Annotated in this window: 13 protein-coding genes, 1 pseudogene and 1 other annotated feature; of the genes and pseudogenes, 10 read left to right on the top strand and 4 right to left on the bottom strand. The window is 34.2% G+C overall.

The genetic code is table 11. The annotated features are described in order from the left end of the window. The 5 genes and pseudogenes from pheS to tyrS form a co-directional block, all read left to right on the top strand. A pseudogene (pheS, locus tag QWC74_RS11340) lies at positions 1–240 on the top strand (phenylalanine--tRNA ligase subunit alpha); the annotation flags it as partial. 31 nt (positions 241–271) lie between these two features. Beyond that, positions 272–2,689, top strand: a complete 2,418-nt coding sequence (gene pheT, locus QWC74_RS11335) for a phenylalanine--tRNA ligase subunit beta (RefSeq protein ID WP_006785345.1) — start codon at positions 272–274, stop codon at positions 2,687–2,689. 130 nt (positions 2,690–2,819) lie between these two features. Then, positions 2,820–3,878, top strand: coding sequence for a bifunctional 3-deoxy-7-phosphoheptulonate synthase/chorismate mutase (locus QWC74_RS11330; RefSeq protein ID WP_006785346.1), 1,059 nt, complete (start codon positions 2,820–2,822; stop codon positions 3,876–3,878). Between the two features lie 218 nt (positions 3,879–4,096). Beyond that, on the top strand, positions 4,097–5,086 hold the full coding sequence (locus tag QWC74_RS11325) for a substrate-binding domain-containing protein (RefSeq protein ID WP_006785347.1): 990 nt from the start codon (positions 4,097–4,099) through the stop codon (positions 5,084–5,086). 49 nt (positions 5,087–5,135) lie between these two features. Continuing rightward, positions 5,136–5,348, top strand: a binding site (T-box leader). 365 nt (positions 5,349–5,713) lie between these two features. After that, positions 5,714–6,982: a tyrosine--tRNA ligase gene (tyrS, locus tag QWC74_RS11320; protein WP_006785348.1), complete on the top strand. Its 1,269-nt coding sequence runs from the start codon at positions 5,714–5,716 to the stop codon at positions 6,980–6,982. A gap of 58 nt (positions 6,983–7,040) precedes the next feature. On the opposite strand, the gene QWC74_RS11315 is transcribed toward tyrS, so the two are convergent. Further along, complete coding sequence (locus QWC74_RS11315) at positions 7,041–7,949, bottom strand: helix-turn-helix domain-containing protein (protein WP_006785349.1); 909 nt, start codon at positions 7,947–7,949, stop codon at positions 7,041–7,043. Between the two features lie 176 nt (positions 7,950–8,125). Between QWC74_RS11315 and QWC74_RS11310 the strand changes: the two genes are divergently transcribed. Next, positions 8,126–10,558: a glycoside hydrolase family 38 C-terminal domain-containing protein gene (locus QWC74_RS11310; RefSeq protein ID WP_006785350.1), complete on the top strand. Its 2,433-nt coding sequence runs from the start codon at positions 8,126–8,128 to the stop codon at positions 10,556–10,558. Between the two features lie 347 nt (positions 10,559–10,905). Here QWC74_RS11310 and QWC74_RS11305 read toward each other — a convergent pair whose 3' ends face one another. Then, positions 10,906–11,937, bottom strand: a complete 1,032-nt coding sequence (locus QWC74_RS11305) for a YeiH family protein (protein WP_006785351.1) — start codon at positions 11,935–11,937, stop codon at positions 10,906–10,908. 116 nt (positions 11,938–12,053) lie between these two features. On the opposite strand from QWC74_RS11305, the gene QWC74_RS11300 reads away from it, so the two are divergent. Beyond that, complete coding sequence (locus QWC74_RS11300) at positions 12,054–12,944, top strand: LysR family transcriptional regulator (RefSeq protein ID WP_006785352.1); 891 nt, start codon at positions 12,054–12,056, stop codon at positions 12,942–12,944. Positions 12,945–12,993: 49 nt separating this feature from the next. Here the strand turns inward: QWC74_RS11300 and rpsD are convergent, their stop codons facing one another. Together rpsD and QWC74_RS11290 are read right to left on the bottom strand one after the other, a co-directional pair. Continuing rightward, positions 12,994–13,593, bottom strand: coding sequence for a 30S ribosomal protein S4 (rpsD, locus tag QWC74_RS11295; RefSeq protein ID WP_009607141.1), 600 nt, complete (start codon positions 13,591–13,593; stop codon positions 12,994–12,996). A gap of 293 nt (positions 13,594–13,886) precedes the next feature. Beyond that, positions 13,887–14,369, bottom strand: coding sequence for a GAF domain-containing protein (locus tag QWC74_RS11290; RefSeq protein WP_006785355.1), 483 nt, complete (start codon positions 14,367–14,369; stop codon positions 13,887–13,889). Between the two features lie 150 nt (positions 14,370–14,519). Here QWC74_RS11290 and QWC74_RS11285 point away from each other — a divergent pair, with 150 nt between their 5' ends. From QWC74_RS11285 to thiI, 3 genes are all read left to right on the top strand, one after another. Continuing rightward, the gene (locus QWC74_RS11285; protein ID WP_006785356.1) at positions 14,520–16,247 is read left to right on the top strand and encodes a septation ring formation regulator EzrA; all 1,728 of its coding nucleotides are present in this window, start codon (positions 14,520–14,522) and stop codon (positions 16,245–16,247) included. Positions 16,248–16,644: 397 nt separating this feature from the next. Further along, positions 16,645–17,790 (top strand): cysteine desulfurase family protein, encoded by a 1,146-nt coding sequence (locus tag QWC74_RS11280; RefSeq protein WP_006785357.1) that lies wholly within the window; start codon positions 16,645–16,647, stop codon positions 17,788–17,790. Then, positions 17,787–18,663, top strand: an 877-nt coding sequence (gene thiI / locus QWC74_RS11275) for a tRNA uracil 4-sulfurtransferase ThiI (RefSeq protein ID WP_288994067.1), incomplete at its 3' end; no start/stop codon positions are given. The genes QWC74_RS11280 and thiI, both read left to right, overlap by 4 nt.

The raw sequence follows: 18,663 nt of genomic DNA, 5'->3' as shown, positions 1-18,663 counted from the left end.
ACATGCTCAAAATGTGGTGGATGTGGATGTAACATTTGTAAAGGTACAGGATGGATTGAAATTTTAGGAGCAGGTATGGTTCATCCAAACGTATTAGAAATGTCTGGATTTGACTCAAAAGTATATCAAGGATTTGCCTTTGGTATTGGAGCAGAACGTATTGCAATGCTTAAATACGGAATTGAAGATATCCGTAACTTCTATACAAATGATTTAAGATTTATCAATCAATTTAAATAAGACATTTTTAATAGGAATTGGAGGCTATAACATGTTAGTTTCAGTAAATTGGTTAAATCAATATGTCAATATTAGCGATATTGATCCAAAAGAATTAGCAGAGCGTATTACACGCACAGGAATCGAAGTAGAATCAGTAAATATCTTATCAGATGCAACAAATATTGTTATTGGTCATGTTTTAGAACGTGTTCAACATCCAAATGCCGATAAATTATCGGTTTGCCAAGTAGATGTTGGAGGAGAAGAAGGGGTTCTTCAAATCGTTTGTGGAGCGAAAAACGTAGCTGCGGGACAAAAAATTATTGTCGCTAAACCAGGAGCTGTTTTACCAGGAAACTTTAAAATTAAACGTTCTAAATTACGCGGTGAAGAATCAAACGGAATGTGCTGTTCATTAAAAGAATTAGGAATTGAGCAAAAATTAGTTCCAACAGCTTATGCTGAAGGAATCTTCGTTTGTGCGGATGATGCACCGGTTGGAATGGATGCATTAGAATATTTAAAATTCAATGATACGGTCATTGAATTAGGATTAACACCTAACCGTATGGATTGTTTATCTATGTATGGAGTGGCTTACGAAGTTGGAGCTATTTTATCACGTGAGGTTAAATTTGAAGAGGTTTCTGTTAACGAAGTAGCAGAAGCAGCTAAAGATTTAATCAAAGTAACATCTAACACAGAAAAATCACCAGCTTATTTAACACGCGTGGTGAAAAATGTTGAAATTAAGGAATCTCCACAATGGTTACAAGCGATGTTAATCGCAGCAGGGATGCGTCCGAAAAATAACGTAGTCGATGTCACAAACTTCGTCATGTTAGAAATGGGACAACCATTACATGCATTTGATTATGAGACGATTACGTCAAAAGAAATCGTTGTACGTGAAGCTGTTAATGGTGAAACAATTAAAACGTTAGACGGTCAAGACCGTGAATTGGTTGAAGGAGATATCATCATTACAGACGGAAAAACGCCAATTGCGATTGCCGGCGTAATGGGGGGAGAAAATACAGAGGTTACCGATGAAACAAAAACTGTTTTATTAGAATCTGCAATGTTTGATCGTCTTCAAGTTCGTAAAACAGCAACTCGCTTAGGATTACGTTCTGAAGCGTCAGCTCGTTTTGAAAAGGGAATTGATCCTCAACGTGTCGAGTTAGCGTTAAATCGTGCAGCTTCATTATTAGCTGAGCTTGCAAATGGTGAAGTTTGCCAAGGAATCGTGGCAGATGATCGATTTGAATTAACAGCGGTTGACATTGAGATTACAGCCGAAAAAATTAACTCAGTTTTAGGAACAAACATGTCAACGGATGAAGTGGCATCAATTTGGTCTCGTTTACAATTTACTTATGATTTAAATGGTGAAGTCTTCACAGTTCATGTGCCATCTCGACGCTTAGATATTACAATTGTTGAAGATTTAATTGAAGAAGCGGGGCGTATTTATGGATACGATAAAATCCCAACAACCCTCCCTTCAACAGATATTAAAGGTGGATATTCACCAATTCAATTAGTACGTAATCGTGCTCATGAAACGTTAAAAGCATGTGGGCTAACACAAGTGATTACGTATTCATTAACAAGTGAGGAAAAAGCGACTCAATTCTTATCATTACCAGCAGATGTAAAAGAAACCGTTAAGTTATCAATGCCAATGAGTGAAGAGCGTGCTTACTTACGTCAATCAACAATTCCAGGATTATTAGAAGTCGTTCGTTACAACAATGCTCGTACAATGGCTAATGTTGCAATTTATGAAATTGGTAAAGTATACGGACAAACTGAAGGGGATTACGTAGAAGAAACGAAAATTTCAGGTGCGGTAACGGGACAATTAATCCAAAATAAATGGCAAGGAAAAGTTGAAAATGTTGACTTCTTTGTAGCTAAAGGATATGTTGAGACATTATTAACTGAAATGGGTCATTTAAATGTTACTTATCGTCCAGTTGATGCAACGGAATATAAAGACTTCCATCCAGGACGTAGTGCGGTTGTGTTAGTAAATGATGTAACAGTTGGAGTAGTCGGTCAAGTTCACCCTGCCTTACAACAAGAATTAGATTTAAATGAAACATATGTTTTTGAATTATCATTAGATGCTTTATACGGATTAGAAACATCAAAACCTGGATATGAAATCATCGCTAAACATCCAGGGATGACTCGTGATATTGCCTTAGTGGTAAATCGTGAAGTGTTAGCTGACGACCTAGTTCAAACGATTAAAAAGGCTGCTAATAAATTATTACAAACAGTTGAAGTGTTCGATATTTATGAAGGTAAGGGAGTAGAAGAAGGTAAGAAATCTGTTGCGATTTCACTTTACTACTTAGATCGTGAAAAAACATTAACAGACGAAGATTTACAACCAACACATCAAAAAGTATTAGATGCTTTAACAGCAGAACATGATGCTGTGTTACGCGGATAATTATCAAAACCTAAAAAGGAACAAGTTTCGACTTGTTTCTTTTTATTTTGATGAGAATATTAGTGAAAAGTTTTCAAAAAACAGAAAAGTTGGTTATAATAGAAATAGTAATGACAGATGAGGTGAAAACATGACAAATCAAAATCTAAAACAGCTTAGAGATCGTATAGATGAAATTAATTTACAAATGCTTGAGTTATTAAACGAACGTACTGCTATTGTAGAATTAGTAGGACGCGAAAAAGATAAACAAGGATTAAAAAAATATGATCCCATTCGTGAACATCAAATTTTAGAAAGTTTAAAAGCTAAAAATAATGGACCGATGACGGATGAAATGATGGTTCATATTTTTAAAGAAATCTTTAAGTTGAGTGTGAAGTTACAAGAAGATAATAGTCAAAAAGGATTATTAGTATCTCGAAAAAATAAAGCTCATGATACGGTGATTGATGTTCAAGGTGACTTTGTCGGAGGTGATGTTCAAACTCTGATTTTTGGTCCATGTAGCGTTGAATCAAAAGAACAAATGGAGCTCGTGGCTAAGAATTTAGCAGACAAAGGTTTAAAATACATCCGTGGAGGTGCATTTAAGCCACGTACATCGCCATATGATTTCCAAGGTTTAGGAGTCGAAGGGTTGAAAATTATGTCGGAAACAGCAAAAAAATATGGGTTACGCGTGGTTAGTGAAATCATGGATGCAAAAGATTTAGAAGAAGCTTTACCCTATTTAGATGTGGTTCAAATTGGAGCACGTAATATGCAAAACTTCTCGTTATTAAAGGCAGTTGGGCAAATCGATAAACCTGTGCTATTAAAACGAGGCTTAAGTGCAACGATTGAAGAGTTCATTAATGCTGCTGAATATATTACAATGCATGGAAATCCAAATGTTATGTTATGTGAACGTGGAATTCGTACTTACGAAAAAGCAACTCGTAATACATTAGATATTTCTGCAGTTCCAATTTTAAAACAAGAAACACATTTACCAGTATTTGTTGATATTACTCATTCAACAGGGCGTAAGGATATTTTATTACCGATTGCCAAAGCGGCACTTGCGGTAGGAGCAGATGGAATCATGGCAGAGGTTCATCCGAATCCATGCGTTGCTTTATCGGATGCTGCGCAACAAATGAGTTTGGAAGAATTTGATGATTTTTATAAAAATCTTTCAAAATAGAATATGAAAACCCATTCCTGCCTATAATAGAATAAGTTTTCAAAAAGCAAACGGTTTATTTATGAAAATTTTCATTATATTATTGCGAAATAGTTTTATTTTCGCTAAAATTGTCTATGTATCGAAATATAAAGGGCATGTTAACGCTTGCAAACGAAAAGTGTGTAAGGTAAAATGATAAATAGGTACAGGAAAAATTTACATTTAGGAGTGATGTTATGTCAAAAGTAACGATTTACGATGTGGCACGTGTTGCGGATGTTTCACTAGCAACAGTATCTCGCGTTTTAAATAACCCAGAAAAAGTAAAGCCAAAAACTCGTGAACGTGTTTTAGCTGCAATCAATGAATTAGGATACCGTCCAAATGCGATTGCACGTGGACTTGCAAGTCGTCGTTCAACAAACGTTGGATTAATTGTTCCAACATGTTCTCGTGCATCAGTATCAGAAATGATTGATGGAGTGGCTGATATCGCAGATAAATATCGTTATTCAGTGTTCTTAAATGTAACACATAATGAATTAGATATTGCAGCAAATGTTTGGCAGAACATGATTGCTTCTCAAGTAGACGGTGTTTTAATGATGGCCGATCGTTTAAGTGATGAGGAAATTACACGTTTAGCAAATGATACAGTGCCAACGGTTTTATTATCAGTTAAAGATTTAGATGAGCGTATCCCAGCCGTTTTAATTAATTATGAATTAGCGGCTTATGAAGCAACTAAAAAATTAATTGAGAATGGAAATAAAGATATTGCCTTTATTACGTCAAGTTCATATTATGCAATGAATGATTTAAAAGAACAAGGATATCGTCGTGCCTTAGCTGAAGCGGGACTTGAACCACGTATCTTAGGTTTATACAATAAATTTGAAAACTCATTAGAGTCATTCAAAGAATTCTTTGCCAATAACCAAGCACCTGATGCAGCCTTAGCTGTTCGTGACTCTGTTGCTGTTATGTTTATGAATGCAGCCATTGAACATGGAATTAGTGTGCCAGATGAGTTAGAAATTATCGGATTCCAAAATACAAAATATGCAATTATGTCACGTCCTCAATTAAGTACAATCAATATCCCAACATACGATATTGGGGCAGTTGCGATGCGTTTATTAACGAAGTTAATGAAAGAGGAAGAAGTAACAGAAACACAAATCACGTTACCTCACTCATTTGTATGGCGTAATACAACAAAATAAGGTTGACAATGCTCGACTGCTTTTGTTATAATCCAGTCAAAAGATAAATAATAATGCAATGAAAAGATCACAGTAGAAATCATTGAAATGCAGTATCAGAGACTTAGTGGACGGTGAGAACTAAGGCAATAATGAAATCGAATTACAATCTTGGAGCATGTTCAAATGAACCGGAAACAATCCGTTATCAAATCAAGTGGTTAAATCAAAACCTTTTTGATCTAACAAGTTGGGTGGTACCGCGACTATAATCGTCCCTTCATTCTACAATACGTAGAGTGGAGGGATTTTTAGTTGGACTAGTAATCTTCGATTACTTAGTCCAACTTATCCTGAGTGTTTAGAATATCTTGCGAAGATTAGATATTCCCACGAAGGGCTGTTAGTTGTCCTCAGCTAGTCGCGTTAGCGACTTAGCTGAACTATACACCGCCTCGGGCGTGTGTTATCCGTATATTCTAGGCGAGGTGTAGCTGAGCCCTACTACTAGGAATGAATCATTTTTAGGATAAGAGCTTAGTGCAACTTGTCCTGAGGGTTTTGGATCCATTTATTTGATTGCTTGAAGCATTGTAAGGCTGCTGATTAAGTTATATCTTTCAAAATATTGTTGAAGAGGTGAATGAAATGAAAAATGAATTCTTAAAAGACCTACAATGGCGTGGGTTAATTAATGATTGTACGGATTTTGATGCTTTAGATGAGTTAGTTGAGAAAGGGAATATCACGTTATACTGTGGTTTTGACCCAACAGCAGATAGTTTACATATTGGACATTTATTAATGATTTTAATTTTAAAACGATTCCAATTAGCAGGGCATAAACCATTAGCTCTTGTAGGAGGAGCAACAGGATTAATCGGGGATCCGTCAGGTCGTTCGGTTGAACGTCCAGATAGTAATTTAGAAACAGTTGAAAAATGGTCTAACAGTATTAAAGGACAATTATCTCAATTCTTAGATTTCAATGAGACTGAAGCAAATGGTGCTGAAATCGTAAATAATTATGATTGGACTTCAAATGTTAATATGCTTGATTTCTTACGTGATGTTGGGAAATACTTTAATGTTAACTATATTTTAGCGAAAGACCTTGTATGTTCACGTTTAGATAAAGGGATGACATTCACTGAATTCTCTTATACGATTTTACAAGGAATGGATTTCAAACATTTATATGAAACCAAAAAATGTGTGTTACAAATTGGTGGATCGGATCAATGGGGGAATATTACCTCTGGACTTGAGTTAATTCGTAAACAATTAGGACATGAAGAAAAAGCAGTTGGATTAACAATGCCATTAGTAACAAAAGCGGATGGAACAAAGTTCGGAAAAACAGCAGGTGGAGCTGTTTGGTTAGATCGTAAGAAAACATCTCCATATGAGTTATACCAATTCTTAATCAACACAGCTGACGAAGATGTTGTCAAATTCTTAAAATACTTCACATTCTTAACAAAAGAAGAAATTGAAGCAGTAGAAGCAGAATTTAAAGAAGCACCACATTTACGTCATGGACAAAAAGTATTAGCACGTGAAGTGGTAACTTTAGTTCATGGTGTTGAAGCTTACGAACAAGCCTTAAAAATTACAGAAGCCTTATTCAGTGGAAACCTTGCAGGATTAACTGCTGAAGAAATCGAAGTTGGATTCAAAGATGTTCCATCAGTTGAATTAGCTGAAGATCTTAACTTAGTGGATGCCTTAGTGTTTGCTAAAGCGGCTAGCTCAAAACGTGAATCACGTGAATTCATCAATAATAATTCAATCTTAATTAACGGAGAAAAAGTTAATAATTTAGAATTTATTGTATCAAAAGAAAATGCAATTGGTGGTAAGTTTACAGTCATCCGCCGTGGTAAGAAGAAATATTTCTTAATTAAACACGTTTAGTCAAAAAAAAGAAATCGTGAGAAAAGTTTAATTTTTTCACGATTTCTTTTTTTATGAATTAACTTACCTTTGATTGTTGAAAGGCTTTAGGAGAAATTCCGCATTGTTTTTTGAAGAGACGACTAAATTGACCCACATCTTGAATTCCAACAAGTAAGGCAACCTCGCCTACTTTATAGTTCATTCGTAAATAGAGCTTGGCGAGATTAATCTTACGAGTATTAATATATTCTTTTGGCGTTTTGTGGACATATTTATTGAAGAGATAATGTAAATTTCGATGGGACATATAAGAAGCATTAGCTAAATCTTGAATGGTAATGGGTTTATTTAAATTACTTTCGATAAATATGAGCAATTGATTAAATTCACTTGGATAGCGATTCGCATCGAGAGGATGGCTATTTTGACTGGAACATAATAAAGATAAACCCTCGAAGGCCATTGTTTTCATCATATTGTAAATGCCATAATTATTTAGCGTATTAGGCCCGATGTGGTTCATTAAAAAATCGATATAAGAAAACATGTGATCACAATGATGAACAACTATTTCATGCTGCTGAGTAAAAGAATGAAGAATTTTTTCTTCAATAGAGGGAAAATGAGTAGGTGAAATAGCATGAATGTAATCAAGGGTAATCACAAAAAAGATTAAATAAAGCTCAGATGAATAAGTTCCATTAATGGAAGCTTTGAGCCTAATCTCATGTTCAATAAGAGGGTTACAGATAAAAATATCGCCTTTATTTAAATTATAAAGTTTGTCACCATGAAGATATTCTCCTGTTCCTTCAATCACAAAACAAAGTTCGTAGTAATCGTGACGGTGTACCTTATTAGTTGGAGAGATCTGATCAAATTTACATAGACTATCTGGTTTAATGGTTATCACAAAGCGACCGAATTTTTCCTGAATTAAAATATCTGATACTAAATTAAAGATATAAAATTTATCAATTCCCATAATAGCTCCTTGCACAATAGGTCAAATTTTTATTCGTTCTGGATTATTTGATATTTACCATAGTTTATTATAATAAGATTATATTCGAGATAGCGCTTAATGAAAAGAGAGAGTGTTAGAGGGATTTATAATATTAAAAAAATGTATCTATCAAAGAGGCTAAGGAGCGAACTGATATGTCAAAAATAAAATTAACGAAAAAATGGGAAGTTTTATTAATTCATCATACACACACTGATATTGGATATACGCAAAGTCAAGAAGTGATTGAGTTTTATCATGTGAACTTTATTAAACAAGTCATTGAGATTTTAGAGGGATTAAGAGTTCAGGGAAAAGAGAAAGATTTTAAATGGGTATGTGAGGCCTTTTGGGGTGTTGAAACTTTTTTAAGAAGAGTTGATGAATCATGGAGAAAGCGTTTTGAAACATGTGTGAAAAATGGTGGAATTGAACTGACGGGAAGCTATTTAAATATGACAGAATTAATTGATGACCAGGTATTAAAGAATCAAATCAAAAAATCTGTTGATTATGGAAAGAGCATTGAAAAAGAGGTTAGATGTGCCATGACAGCCGATATTAACGGTTATTCTTGGGGATTTGTTGATGCACTAGCTGAGAATGGAATTGAAAATTTATTATCCTGTGTTCATACTCATCATGGAATGTATCCTTTATTTAGGAAGTTAATGCCTTTTTATTGGGAGTCCGAAAAGGGGAATAAAGTGTTAGTCTGGAATGGGGAGCATTATCACTTTGGGAATGAGTTTGGGATTGTAAAAACAGCAACAGGATCATATGTTCATAAGGATGAACTTCGAGATTCTTTTACGCAAGATAAATTAAAAGAATATGGGCATAAACGTATGTATCGATACCTTAAATCATTAGAGGATCAAGCTTATGAATATAACTTTGTTCCGATTACCGTTCATGGACTCCCAACGGATAATAGTTCAGCTAATCTTGAGGTATTGGAATTTGTACAGTGGTGGAATGAGAATTTTTCGCATGAAGTTATAATTAAGATGTCGACGCTTGAGGAATTATTTGATCGTGTCAGGGCGAGTGAGGTTGAAATCCAAACGTATAGAGGGGATTGGCCAGATTGGTGGGCGTTTGGTGTAGGAAGTACACCAAACGCGGTAAAAGTCTATAAAGAAGCACAACGTTTATTACAAATGACAAAGATGATAGATGAAAATCTGTGTGACAACAAGTTAGTTAATGAATGTGAAGAAATGTTAATGTTGTATGCGGAACATACATGGGGACATTCTGCTTCGATTACAAATCCTTGGAATTCACTGGTTAACCTAATGGATTACAAAAAATCATCGTATGCTGCACGTGCGCATGAATTAGCGATTAGAAATTATTTAAATGTTCTGGAGGCAAGAGGGATGACGAGTTTAAAACCAAATCGAGAGCCAAAGTTTAAAGTGATAAATCCTCATTCGCGAACAGTCACCGAGTGTGTAAAATTATTTTTAGATTACTGGGAAACTTCAAATTTGATTAATGTCGTCGTTGATGATTTAGGAAATGAATATGCCACTCAAATTGAACGTCAGCCAAGAGGAGAGGCAATCCATTTTATTGCCACATTAGAAGCGAATGAAGAACGAACCTTTTGGGTGGAAAGACGAGAGCATCCAGTGCATTATATCAAAATTAAGAATGAATCAGCCTGTGTCCAAGGGTATGATGATATATTTTTATACGAGGATAAAAGAGCTGTTATTAAGTATGATCAGACCTATGAGAATGGGCATGTAAGAATTTCGTGGAACAAACAACATGGAATTATAAGTTGGTATGATAAAGTAAATCAGGTGGAATTGCTAGATCCCTCATCTGAAACAGGTGCATTTATGCCTATTTATGAATGTTCAAAAGCTTACTCTCAAACGACATCGGATCAATATAGCGTGCGTTCAAGACTCGGGCGGAATATGCGTGGAGCAAATCATGAGGTATATTATGCACACATTAAACAGATTACGATCAATGAAATAGGAGAGATTTATGGAAAGATTCAACTGGATTTAGAATTAGAGGGAACAACACTCGCAAAGGTCGAGCTTAAAATTTATCATGATATTTGTAAAGTTGAGGTTCAAGTTATTCTAAACAAGATGAGTGTTTGGGATCCTGAAAGTCTCTACGTTGCGCTACCTTTTGCTTATAATCAGCAAAAAATGGACTTATTTGCAGAGAAAACAGGATGTACTGTTCAATTGAAGAAAGATCAATTATTGGGAACAAATTGTGATTATTACTTGGTTCAAGAAGGGGTTGGATTAAAAAAAGGCAGTTATGGAATGAGCATCGCCATGCCGGACACCCCATTAATTTATACGTCCCCCTTAAGATATGAAAATGCAAAAAAATTATATCATCCTAAGTATACGAAGGCGACTGACTATGAACTTTACTCATGGCCGATGAATAATCTTTGGGAAACAAATTTCAAAGTATCATTAGCTGGATTTATTGAATTGAACTATGCGGTGAGCTGGTCAAATCAGATTGAAAGTAAGCAAGATTTAACAAGAAGAAATCATGAAATGAATATGGGATTCCTCAATTATCGAATCGACTAAAATATATAAGTAGCGTTAAGTTTTTCATAGCGTAAAAATCTTTAACGAATCACCCTAACAGTGGAGGATTTCTCTCTTTGAGAGGTTAGGTTCTCCCTATAAAGGGTCGTCATCCCGACTCAAATCCATCTATCGTGAAAGATTCATTAGAAAGAATCCGTTTGATTAAACGGATTTTTTTATGTGATGATTTCGTTTAGTGTCAGAAGAAAAAAATAAATACAGCCACCATTGCCGTTAAGACTAGTATCAATTGAGAAAGAAAAGGACAATAAAAACTTTTTTATCTGTCAGTAGGTTCATAATAAGATAACAAAAAAAGACACCATGAGGTGCCTTAAAAAATTTTATAGTAAAATCCCGATTAAAACAACGGCGATCATAATTTGGGCAATTCCGATTAATAAACAGTAAATCCCGCTTTTGACGCCTGCTTTCATTAAATCTTTGAATTTAACACTCATTCCGATTCCGGCCAATGCAAAGATTTCTAAATAGTTACTAATTTGTTTAAATCCATGTGATATATTTTCATTAATGATTCCAACACTGAATAAGAAACACATGATAAAGAATCCAATGACATACCATGGAATTTTAATTTTTGCTTTTGGTTGTTGATGATGTAATTCTGCTTCATGGTTTTCTTCATCTTTTTTCAGTTTAGCAAATGATAAAATAACAAATACTAAGAAAATAATTCGGACAATTTTAAAGATGGTCGCGTATTGTAACACATCATGGTTAACCATTGAACCACTTCCAACAACTTGGCCAACTGATTGCAAGGTTCCTCCGATTAAAGCTGATGATTTAATGGTTTCATTTCCATAAAGAATAGAGGTTAAAAAGGGTAAAATCATCATTAAGATGGTTCCAGTTAAGTTAACTAATGTAATCGTAATAGATTTATCCACGTCGTTTGCCTTTATAACAGGTGCGGTCGCTCCAATAGCTGAAGATCCGCAGACAGCGTTACCTGCTGCCATTAATAAGCGGAAATCTTCTGAGAATCCAAGTTTTTTTCCAACAAGGATACAAAAAATAATGGTTAAAATCATTTGTAGTACGATGAAACTAACACCTGAAACACCTAATTGTAAAATAACCTTATAGCTTAAAGTTCCGCCTAATAAAACAATAGAGTAAGAAAGTAAGTTAGATTCTGAAAAACGAACCCCTTTATAGAAGCTTTTATGTGTTAAAACTGTATTCCCAAGTAATAGGCCGAGTAAAATCGCAATCGTCGCACCTCCGAGTGCTGGAACAAAGGTTCCAACGTATTTGGAAATTAACCCGATTATAATGCAGACAATAAGACCAGGTAATAGCTCTTTAACGTTTACAAACTTTTGTTGCATAAAATTTCGAGTTTTCATTTAAAACGCTCCTTCATCTAAGTTCTACGTTATTAGTATATAACAGGTCTTATTATAAGTAAAATTAATTGTTATAATGCTAACAATAAGTAAAAATAATAATAGAGGTGTCAAATATGATTGATGAATTAAGATCATTTATTCAGGTAGTCGAAAATCAGAACTTTACAAAGGCGGCAAAGAAGTTAAACCTATCACAACCGGCAGTTAGTTTGCATATTTTAGGACTTGAAAAACAACTTGATACCAAACTTATTTTGCGATCTAATAAAGAAAAAAACTTTTTATTAACATCAGATGGGGAAATTTTATTTAAACGTGCAAAAGAAATTGTTCATCAGTATGATGATATGATTAATGAAATTAAATCACACGCAATGGAAGTTAAAGGAACCCTAAAAATTGGAGCTAGTTTGACGATTGGAGAGTATCTGCTACCTTCTATTCTTGGAGAGTTATCTAAGTTATATCCTGCCCTCAGTTTTGAAGTTACCATTGAAAATAGTCAGTCTATTTTAAATAAAGTGAATCAATTAGAGCTTGAGATTGGGTTAGTTGAAACTGAGATAGAAAGTGATCAATTGAATCGAGTCCCATTTTATCGGGATGTGCTACAAGTAGCCTACACGAGTAGTTTAGTTCCTCCAAACAATCCAGAACACTATCATCAGTTTTTTAATGAGCAAGTATGGTTATTACGAGAGTCAGGATCAGGGACGAGAGAGAGAACTGATTTCTTTTTAGAGAATTATGGAATTACACCGTATCGTCGAATTATTCTGGGGAGTAACTATATTATTAAAGAAACGCTCAGACAGCAACCCTCAGTTACCTTTACTTCAACGTTAATGAAGAAACAAAAGTTTGAGGGAATTGAGTATTTAGAAGATGAGGGATATCAATTATCACGATTATTTTATTACGTGACAAAAGATGGCGTTGTTTTGAGTAAACGCGTTCAAATTTTTATGGCTTTATTACAGGAATTATATGAGCCAGTAAAATAAAAAAAAGACTTCGGAAAATCCGAAGTCTTTTTTAATGAGCCATTAAAGATTAACGGCTGTAGAACTCTACGATTAAGTTTTCGTGGATGTCAGCGAATACTTCTGAACGTTCTGGTAAACGTACATAAGTTCCTGTCATTGTAGCTTCATCGAAAGTTACGAAGTCTGGACGGTGGATAGTAGCCTCTAAAGACGCTTTAACTACAGCTAAGTTAGCTGATTTTTCACGTAAAGAGATTGTTTGTCCTGGTTTTACTGAGTAAGAAGGAATATCAACGCGTTTTCCATCTACAGTAATGTGTCCGTGGTTTACTAATTGACGAGCTTGACGACGAGTCGCAGCTAATCCTAAACGATAAACTAAGTTATCTAAACGAGATTCTAACATGTATAAGAAGTTCTCACCATGTTTACCTGCTAATTTACCAGCTTTATCGTATGTACGACGGAATTGACGCTCAGTCATTCCATAAGCATGACGTAATTTTTGTTTCTCTTGTAATTGTAATCCGTATTCAGAGATTTTTTTACGAGATTGTCCGTGTTGCCCAGGTGCATAAGGGCGTTTTTGTAATTCTTTTCCGTTTTCTAAGATAGAGTATCCTAAACGACGAGAAATTTTCCAGCTTGGTCCAGTATAACGAGCCATGCTAATACCTCCTTTAATTTGTAAGAAATTTGATTTTGCATATCAAAAAAGGAGAAAATTTATCTTTACCTATAAGATAGATTAAAATCTCATATCCTCGCCTTTGCAGCCAAAAGGTTATACGATATGCCATCAGCCAAGCCAAGCTTTACTGAGGTTTAATCTAAACGTTATAGTCTGATAAACAGCTGCCTTTAATATACGCACTCAAGTATAATATCAACTTTCATTTGTATTGTCAACAAAAAATCCCTATCTCATACATTTACCATTTAATCTCTACAAAAAAAGGTTTAAATAAGTGATTCAACCAAAATTTGAACGAATTTTTCTAAGTAATGTTGATCGGTTTTTGAAAATCGATTCAAAAGCGGACTATCAATATCAAGGACCCCCATTAATTCGTTATCTTTAATAATCGGAACGACAATTTCAGAGTTGGTTGCACTATCACAAGCAATATGGTCAACAAATTCATGAACATTTTGAACTAATGCAGTTTGCTTTGTTGTTGCAACATAACCACAAACTCCCTTATCAAATGGAATACGAATGCAGGCTGGTAGTCCTTGAAAGGGTCCTAGTACGAGTTGGTTGTTTTTTACGAGATAGAATCCGACCCAGTTAATTTCCTCTAAAAATACATTTAGTAAGGCAGATGCATTAGAGAGGTTTGCAATTAAATCCGATTCTCCTGCAATTAAAGCTTTTAATTGTGCTAAAACGAGTTCGTAATTTTCTTCTAAAGTTCCAGTGTAAGCTTCTTTTTGAAACATCTTAAATTCCCCCTGAGATTTAATCTATAAGTTGGAGAAAATTATAACAAAAAATATAAGAAAAACATAGAAAGAATAGGATTTTTTGATTAAATTATGATATTATTGTAAGATAAAAAATAATTATTAATAATCGTGATGGAGGATACTATGGGAGATTTTAAGTTAATACTCTTGATTGTAATGGTCATTGTTCTCGTGACTGTATTATTATATTCAATCATTATTGTCTCAAAGAAGAAACAGTATTATACGAAAATCGATGAGCTTGATTATTTCAAACATGAGATATCTAATAAGACGGTACCGTTTGAGTTAGCAAAGTTACGCAGTACAAAAAAGAGTGAACGCATTGTAAAAATGGTGCAACAATGGGAACAACGTTGGGGGAAATTAGAAGCACAATTTATTACTGTCACGGAACAAATTATTTATGCGGAAGAGTTGGTGTCACAACGTAGCTTTTCCGAGGTTGATGAATTATTAGAGGAGACGCATCAACAATTAGAGGGGCTCAATCAAGAGGTTGAGGGTTTATTAAATGAAATTAAAGAGTTAAAAAAATCAGAAGAACGTAGTCGTTCAAACGTCTTAGGGTTAAAAGAACACTTTGAACAGTTAAAGATTCAATATGAGGGGGAAATTGATCAATTTACTGAATTTAAAGAAGAAATTAAACAGTTATTTAAAGACATTGAAAGTTTATTTTTTAAATTTAATGAATGTATGGAAGATTGTAATTATGATGTAGCAGATGAAACCATTGCGACGATTAAAATAGAGATGGAAAAAGTAACGATTATTTTTGATCGTGTACCGATTTATTTAACGAGTATTAAAACTGAGATTCGACCTTTATTAAAAGATGTTTTAAAAAGCTATGAAAACTTAACACAGTCAGGTGTCTATTTAAAACATTTAGAAATTGAAGAAACAATATCGATTTATAAAGAACAGTTATCACAAATGACGGATTTAATTAAACAGTTTGAATTTGAGCAAATCGAAACACGCTTGATGGAAATGAGTCAAGATGCGAAACAAATGATTACATTCATGAAAAAGGAATTAGAGATTCAAGATTCTTTAACGGCTGGATTAAAAGAAGTTAAAGAGTCCATTTCAAAAATGAATAAACAGGCCGATCATTTAAGTCAACGTTATGATAATATCAAATCAAATTATACATTACCTGAAGAAGATGAAGATAACTTTAATTTCATTTTAAATGAGGTTAAAATTATCACGAATAAATATGAATTTTTAGAAAAAAATGCGCAACAAAAACAAACGGCCAATTCAATTCTTTGTCGTGAGTTAGATGAGATTTTAAATCAAATGGATGAGATTGAACAACAGTTAAACATATTTGAACATGAAATTGAAAACTTATATGCGGGGGAAAAAGAGGCTCGTCAACGTGCGCTTAAGTTATTAAAAGCCTTTAATGATTTAAAAGGATACTATCAACAAGTGAAGTTACCAGTTAAGAATGACGAGATAAAACAAATGATGGGCTCAGCGAATCAAATGATGATGTCATTATTTGAGACGATTGGGCAAATGCCAATTAATATTACGGCGATTGAGGAGCAATTAAAAACCGCTGAGGATATGATTCAAATGCTCAGTTTTAAAGTTGAAAAAGAGGTTCAGCAATTAAAATTAGCAGAGCGTTTAATGGTTTATGGACATCGTTATATTGGCCGTGAAGGCATGTACGTGGTCGATTTAACGATTGCAGAAGATCAATTCAGACAAGGAAATTATGAAACAGTGATTCATAACATGAAAGATTTAATTAAAACATTAGAAGGTTCAGCGTTTGATTTTACATTTGATCAGTTTAAACAAGAATTAGATTGTTATTTATTATAGAAAGTAAATGGGGAGACTATCTATACAAGGAGGATAACTTTGATAGATAGTCTTTTTTATTTGAAACGATTGAAGTAGTGAAATGGAAATAATTCAGTCTAAGTGGGAGATAATAACGATAAAGAGAGATTTTTTCCGTAAGACAACATATGTTAGTAGTGGAGGAAATTAATTTTTTTCTCGCAAAGCTCCTTATTTCCTCATATTTTATAATGTAAACAAATCATAGAATGACCATTTTATTTATCATAGACGTTTACGAAAATCGTCATTTGTGATTCTATCATAAATGTGGTATAATGTCGAAACGTGAAATACACTAATTTATAGTGAGATTAGTAGTAAGAATGGACGTTTAAAATGGGCGTGAGATGTTTATGTCGGAAGGAGAATGACCATGATTTATTTAGATAATAGCGCGACCACTTCAGTTGATCCAGAAGTGTTGACAGCTTTTACAAAAGTTAATCAGAACTTCTGGGGAAACCCAAGCTCACTTCATGCCTTTGGAGCTCGTGCTGAACAACTATTAATTCAAGCAGAAAAACAAACCTTATCTTTATTGAATGCTAAGCAACATAAAGTGATTTTTACATCTGGTGCAACAGAAAGTAATAATTTAGCCATTCGTGGTGTCTGTCATGCCTATAAAAATCGTGGTTGTCATATCATTACAACCCCAGTGGAGCATGCCTCAGTTTATGAAACAGCCGAAGACCTGGAACAAGAAGGTTTTCGCGTAACTTTCATTGATGTAAAAAAATCTAAAACAGAAATTTTAAAACAAATTGAAGAAGCAATTTGTGAAGATACGATTTTAATTTCTTGTATGCATGTTAACAATGAAATGGGAATGATTTTCCCAATTTATGAAATTGGACAATTAATTAAAAAATATCCAAAAATAAAATTTCATGTTGATGCTGTTCAAAGTGTAGGGAAAATTCCTGTTGATATGGATAAAATGAATATTGATTTATTATCATTCTCTGCTCATAAGTTTCATGGCTTAAAAGGGTGTGGAGCTCTCGTAATGAATCAATATTTAAAACTTGTTCCTGAAATTACAGGTGGTCATCAAATGTATGGCCTTCGTTCAGGAACGATTAATGTAGCAGGGGCAGTAGCTTTAGCCAAAGCTTTGCGATTAGCGATTGAACCTTTAAATGCAAATTATAATCATGTTAAATCATTATATGACTATACAGTAAAAGAATTAAAAGCGATGGACGGAGTAACGGTAAATGACTGCTATCCTGAATTAACACCATACATTATTAATTTTGCTGTTGAGAATATTAAAGGGGAAACATTAGTTCATGCTTTAGAGGAACATGATGTTTATATCTCTGCTAAATCAGCTTGTTCGTCAAAGTCTGCTCAAGCATCAAGAATTTTACTAGCACTTGGAGTTAGTGAAGAGGTGGCTTTAGATAGCGTACGATTAAGCTTTGCTAATACGTCAACACTTGAAGAAGCGACACAATTCATAAATGCACTAAAACTTGTCGTTGTACAAATGAGGAAGGAAATGATGAAATGATTTATGACCGTATATTAGTTCGCTATGGTGAATTATCAATTAAAGGAAAGAATCGTAAGTATTTTAAAAATGCCTTACACCGTATTATCCGTCGTAAATGTCGTTCGTTAGAAAACATTACGTATGAAATCACACGTGATCGTTTCTATATTATTTTAAATGGAACGGCGCCAGAATTAGTGACAGAGCAATTAGATAAAGTATTTGGATTACAGTCATATAGCTTATGTGCTCGTTGTGAAAATGATATTGATGCTATGAAAGCATTAGCTTTAGAGATTATTAAAGAAATGCCACAAGTTCCTACAACATTTAAAGTCGAAACAAAGCGCGCTCAAAAACAATTTCCAATGACTTCAGGTGAAATTTCACGTGGAGTGGGAGCTCACTTATTAATTAATACTGAACATTTATCGGTAGATGTTCATCATCCAGATGTGACAGTATTTGTTGAGGTTCGTCGTGAAGGAACATTCATCATGGCAGAACATATTAAAGGATTAGGTGGATTCCCTGTTGGAATTAGTGGGAAAGGTCTTTTAATGATTTCTGGTGGAATTGATAGCCCAGTAGCGGGATATTTAATGCAAAAACGTGGAGTTGAAATTGAAGCGATTCACTTTGCATCACCACCGTATACATCAGTTCGATCAAAACAAAAAGTATTAGACTTAATGGAGAAAAATGCACATTATGCGCCAGTAGATGAAATTAACGTACACGTTGTTCCGTTTACTGAATTACAAACAGCTATTTATGAAAACATTCCAAATAGCTATACCATGACAGTTATGCGTCGTATGATGTATCGTATTGCTGAAGGAATCGCTAAAAAACGTGAAATTTTAGTTTTAGCAAATGGAGAAAGCTTAG

The sequence above is a fragment of the uncultured Turicibacter sp. genome (assembly GCF_938044715.1).
Taxonomy (GTDB): Bacteria; Bacillota_I; Bacilli_A; order MOL361; family Turicibacteraceae; genus Turicibacter; species Turicibacter sanguinis.
This window is presented reverse-complemented; position numbering and strand designations above follow the sequence as displayed.

What these genes read in the sequence shown, in the direction of transcription:
- QWC74_RS11325 (WP_006785347.1), top strand. Translation starts at nt 4,097, where the DNA reads ATGTCAAAAGTAACGATTTACGATGTGGCACGTGTTGCGGATGTTTCA.
- QWC74_RS11285 (WP_006785356.1), top strand. Translation starts at nt 14,520, where the DNA reads ATGGGAGATTTTAAGTTAATACTCTTGATTGTAATGGTCATTGTTCTC.
- rpsD (WP_009607141.1), bottom strand. Translation starts at nt 13,593, where the DNA reads ATGGCTCGTTATACTGGACCAAGCTGGAAAATTTCTCGTCGTTTAGGA.
- QWC74_RS11310 (WP_006785350.1), top strand. Translation starts at nt 8,126, where the DNA reads ATGTCAAAAATAAAATTAACGAAAAAATGGGAAGTTTTATTAATTCAT.
- QWC74_RS11280 (WP_006785357.1), top strand. Translation starts at nt 16,645, where the DNA reads ATGATTTATTTAGATAATAGCGCGACCACTTCAGTTGATCCAGAAGTG.
- QWC74_RS11330 (WP_006785346.1), top strand. Translation starts at nt 2,820, where the DNA reads ATGACAAATCAAAATCTAAAACAGCTTAGAGATCGTATAGATGAAATT.
- QWC74_RS11300 (WP_006785352.1), top strand. Translation starts at nt 12,054, where the DNA reads ATGATTGATGAATTAAGATCATTTATTCAGGTAGTCGAAAATCAGAAC.
- QWC74_RS11290 (WP_006785355.1), bottom strand. Translation starts at nt 14,369, where the DNA reads ATGTTTCAAAAAGAAGCTTACACTGGAACTTTAGAAGAAAATTACGAA.
- QWC74_RS11305 (WP_006785351.1), bottom strand. Translation starts at nt 11,937, where the DNA reads ATGAAAACTCGAAATTTTATGCAACAAAAGTTTGTAAACGTTAAAGAG.
- QWC74_RS11315 (WP_006785349.1), bottom strand. Translation starts at nt 7,949, where the DNA reads ATGGGAATTGATAAATTTTATATCTTTAATTTAGTATCAGATATTTTA.
- tyrS (WP_006785348.1), top strand. Translation starts at nt 5,714, where the DNA reads ATGAAAAATGAATTCTTAAAAGACCTACAATGGCGTGGGTTAATTAAT.
- pheT (WP_006785345.1), top strand. Translation starts at nt 272, where the DNA reads ATGTTAGTTTCAGTAAATTGGTTAAATCAATATGTCAATATTAGCGAT.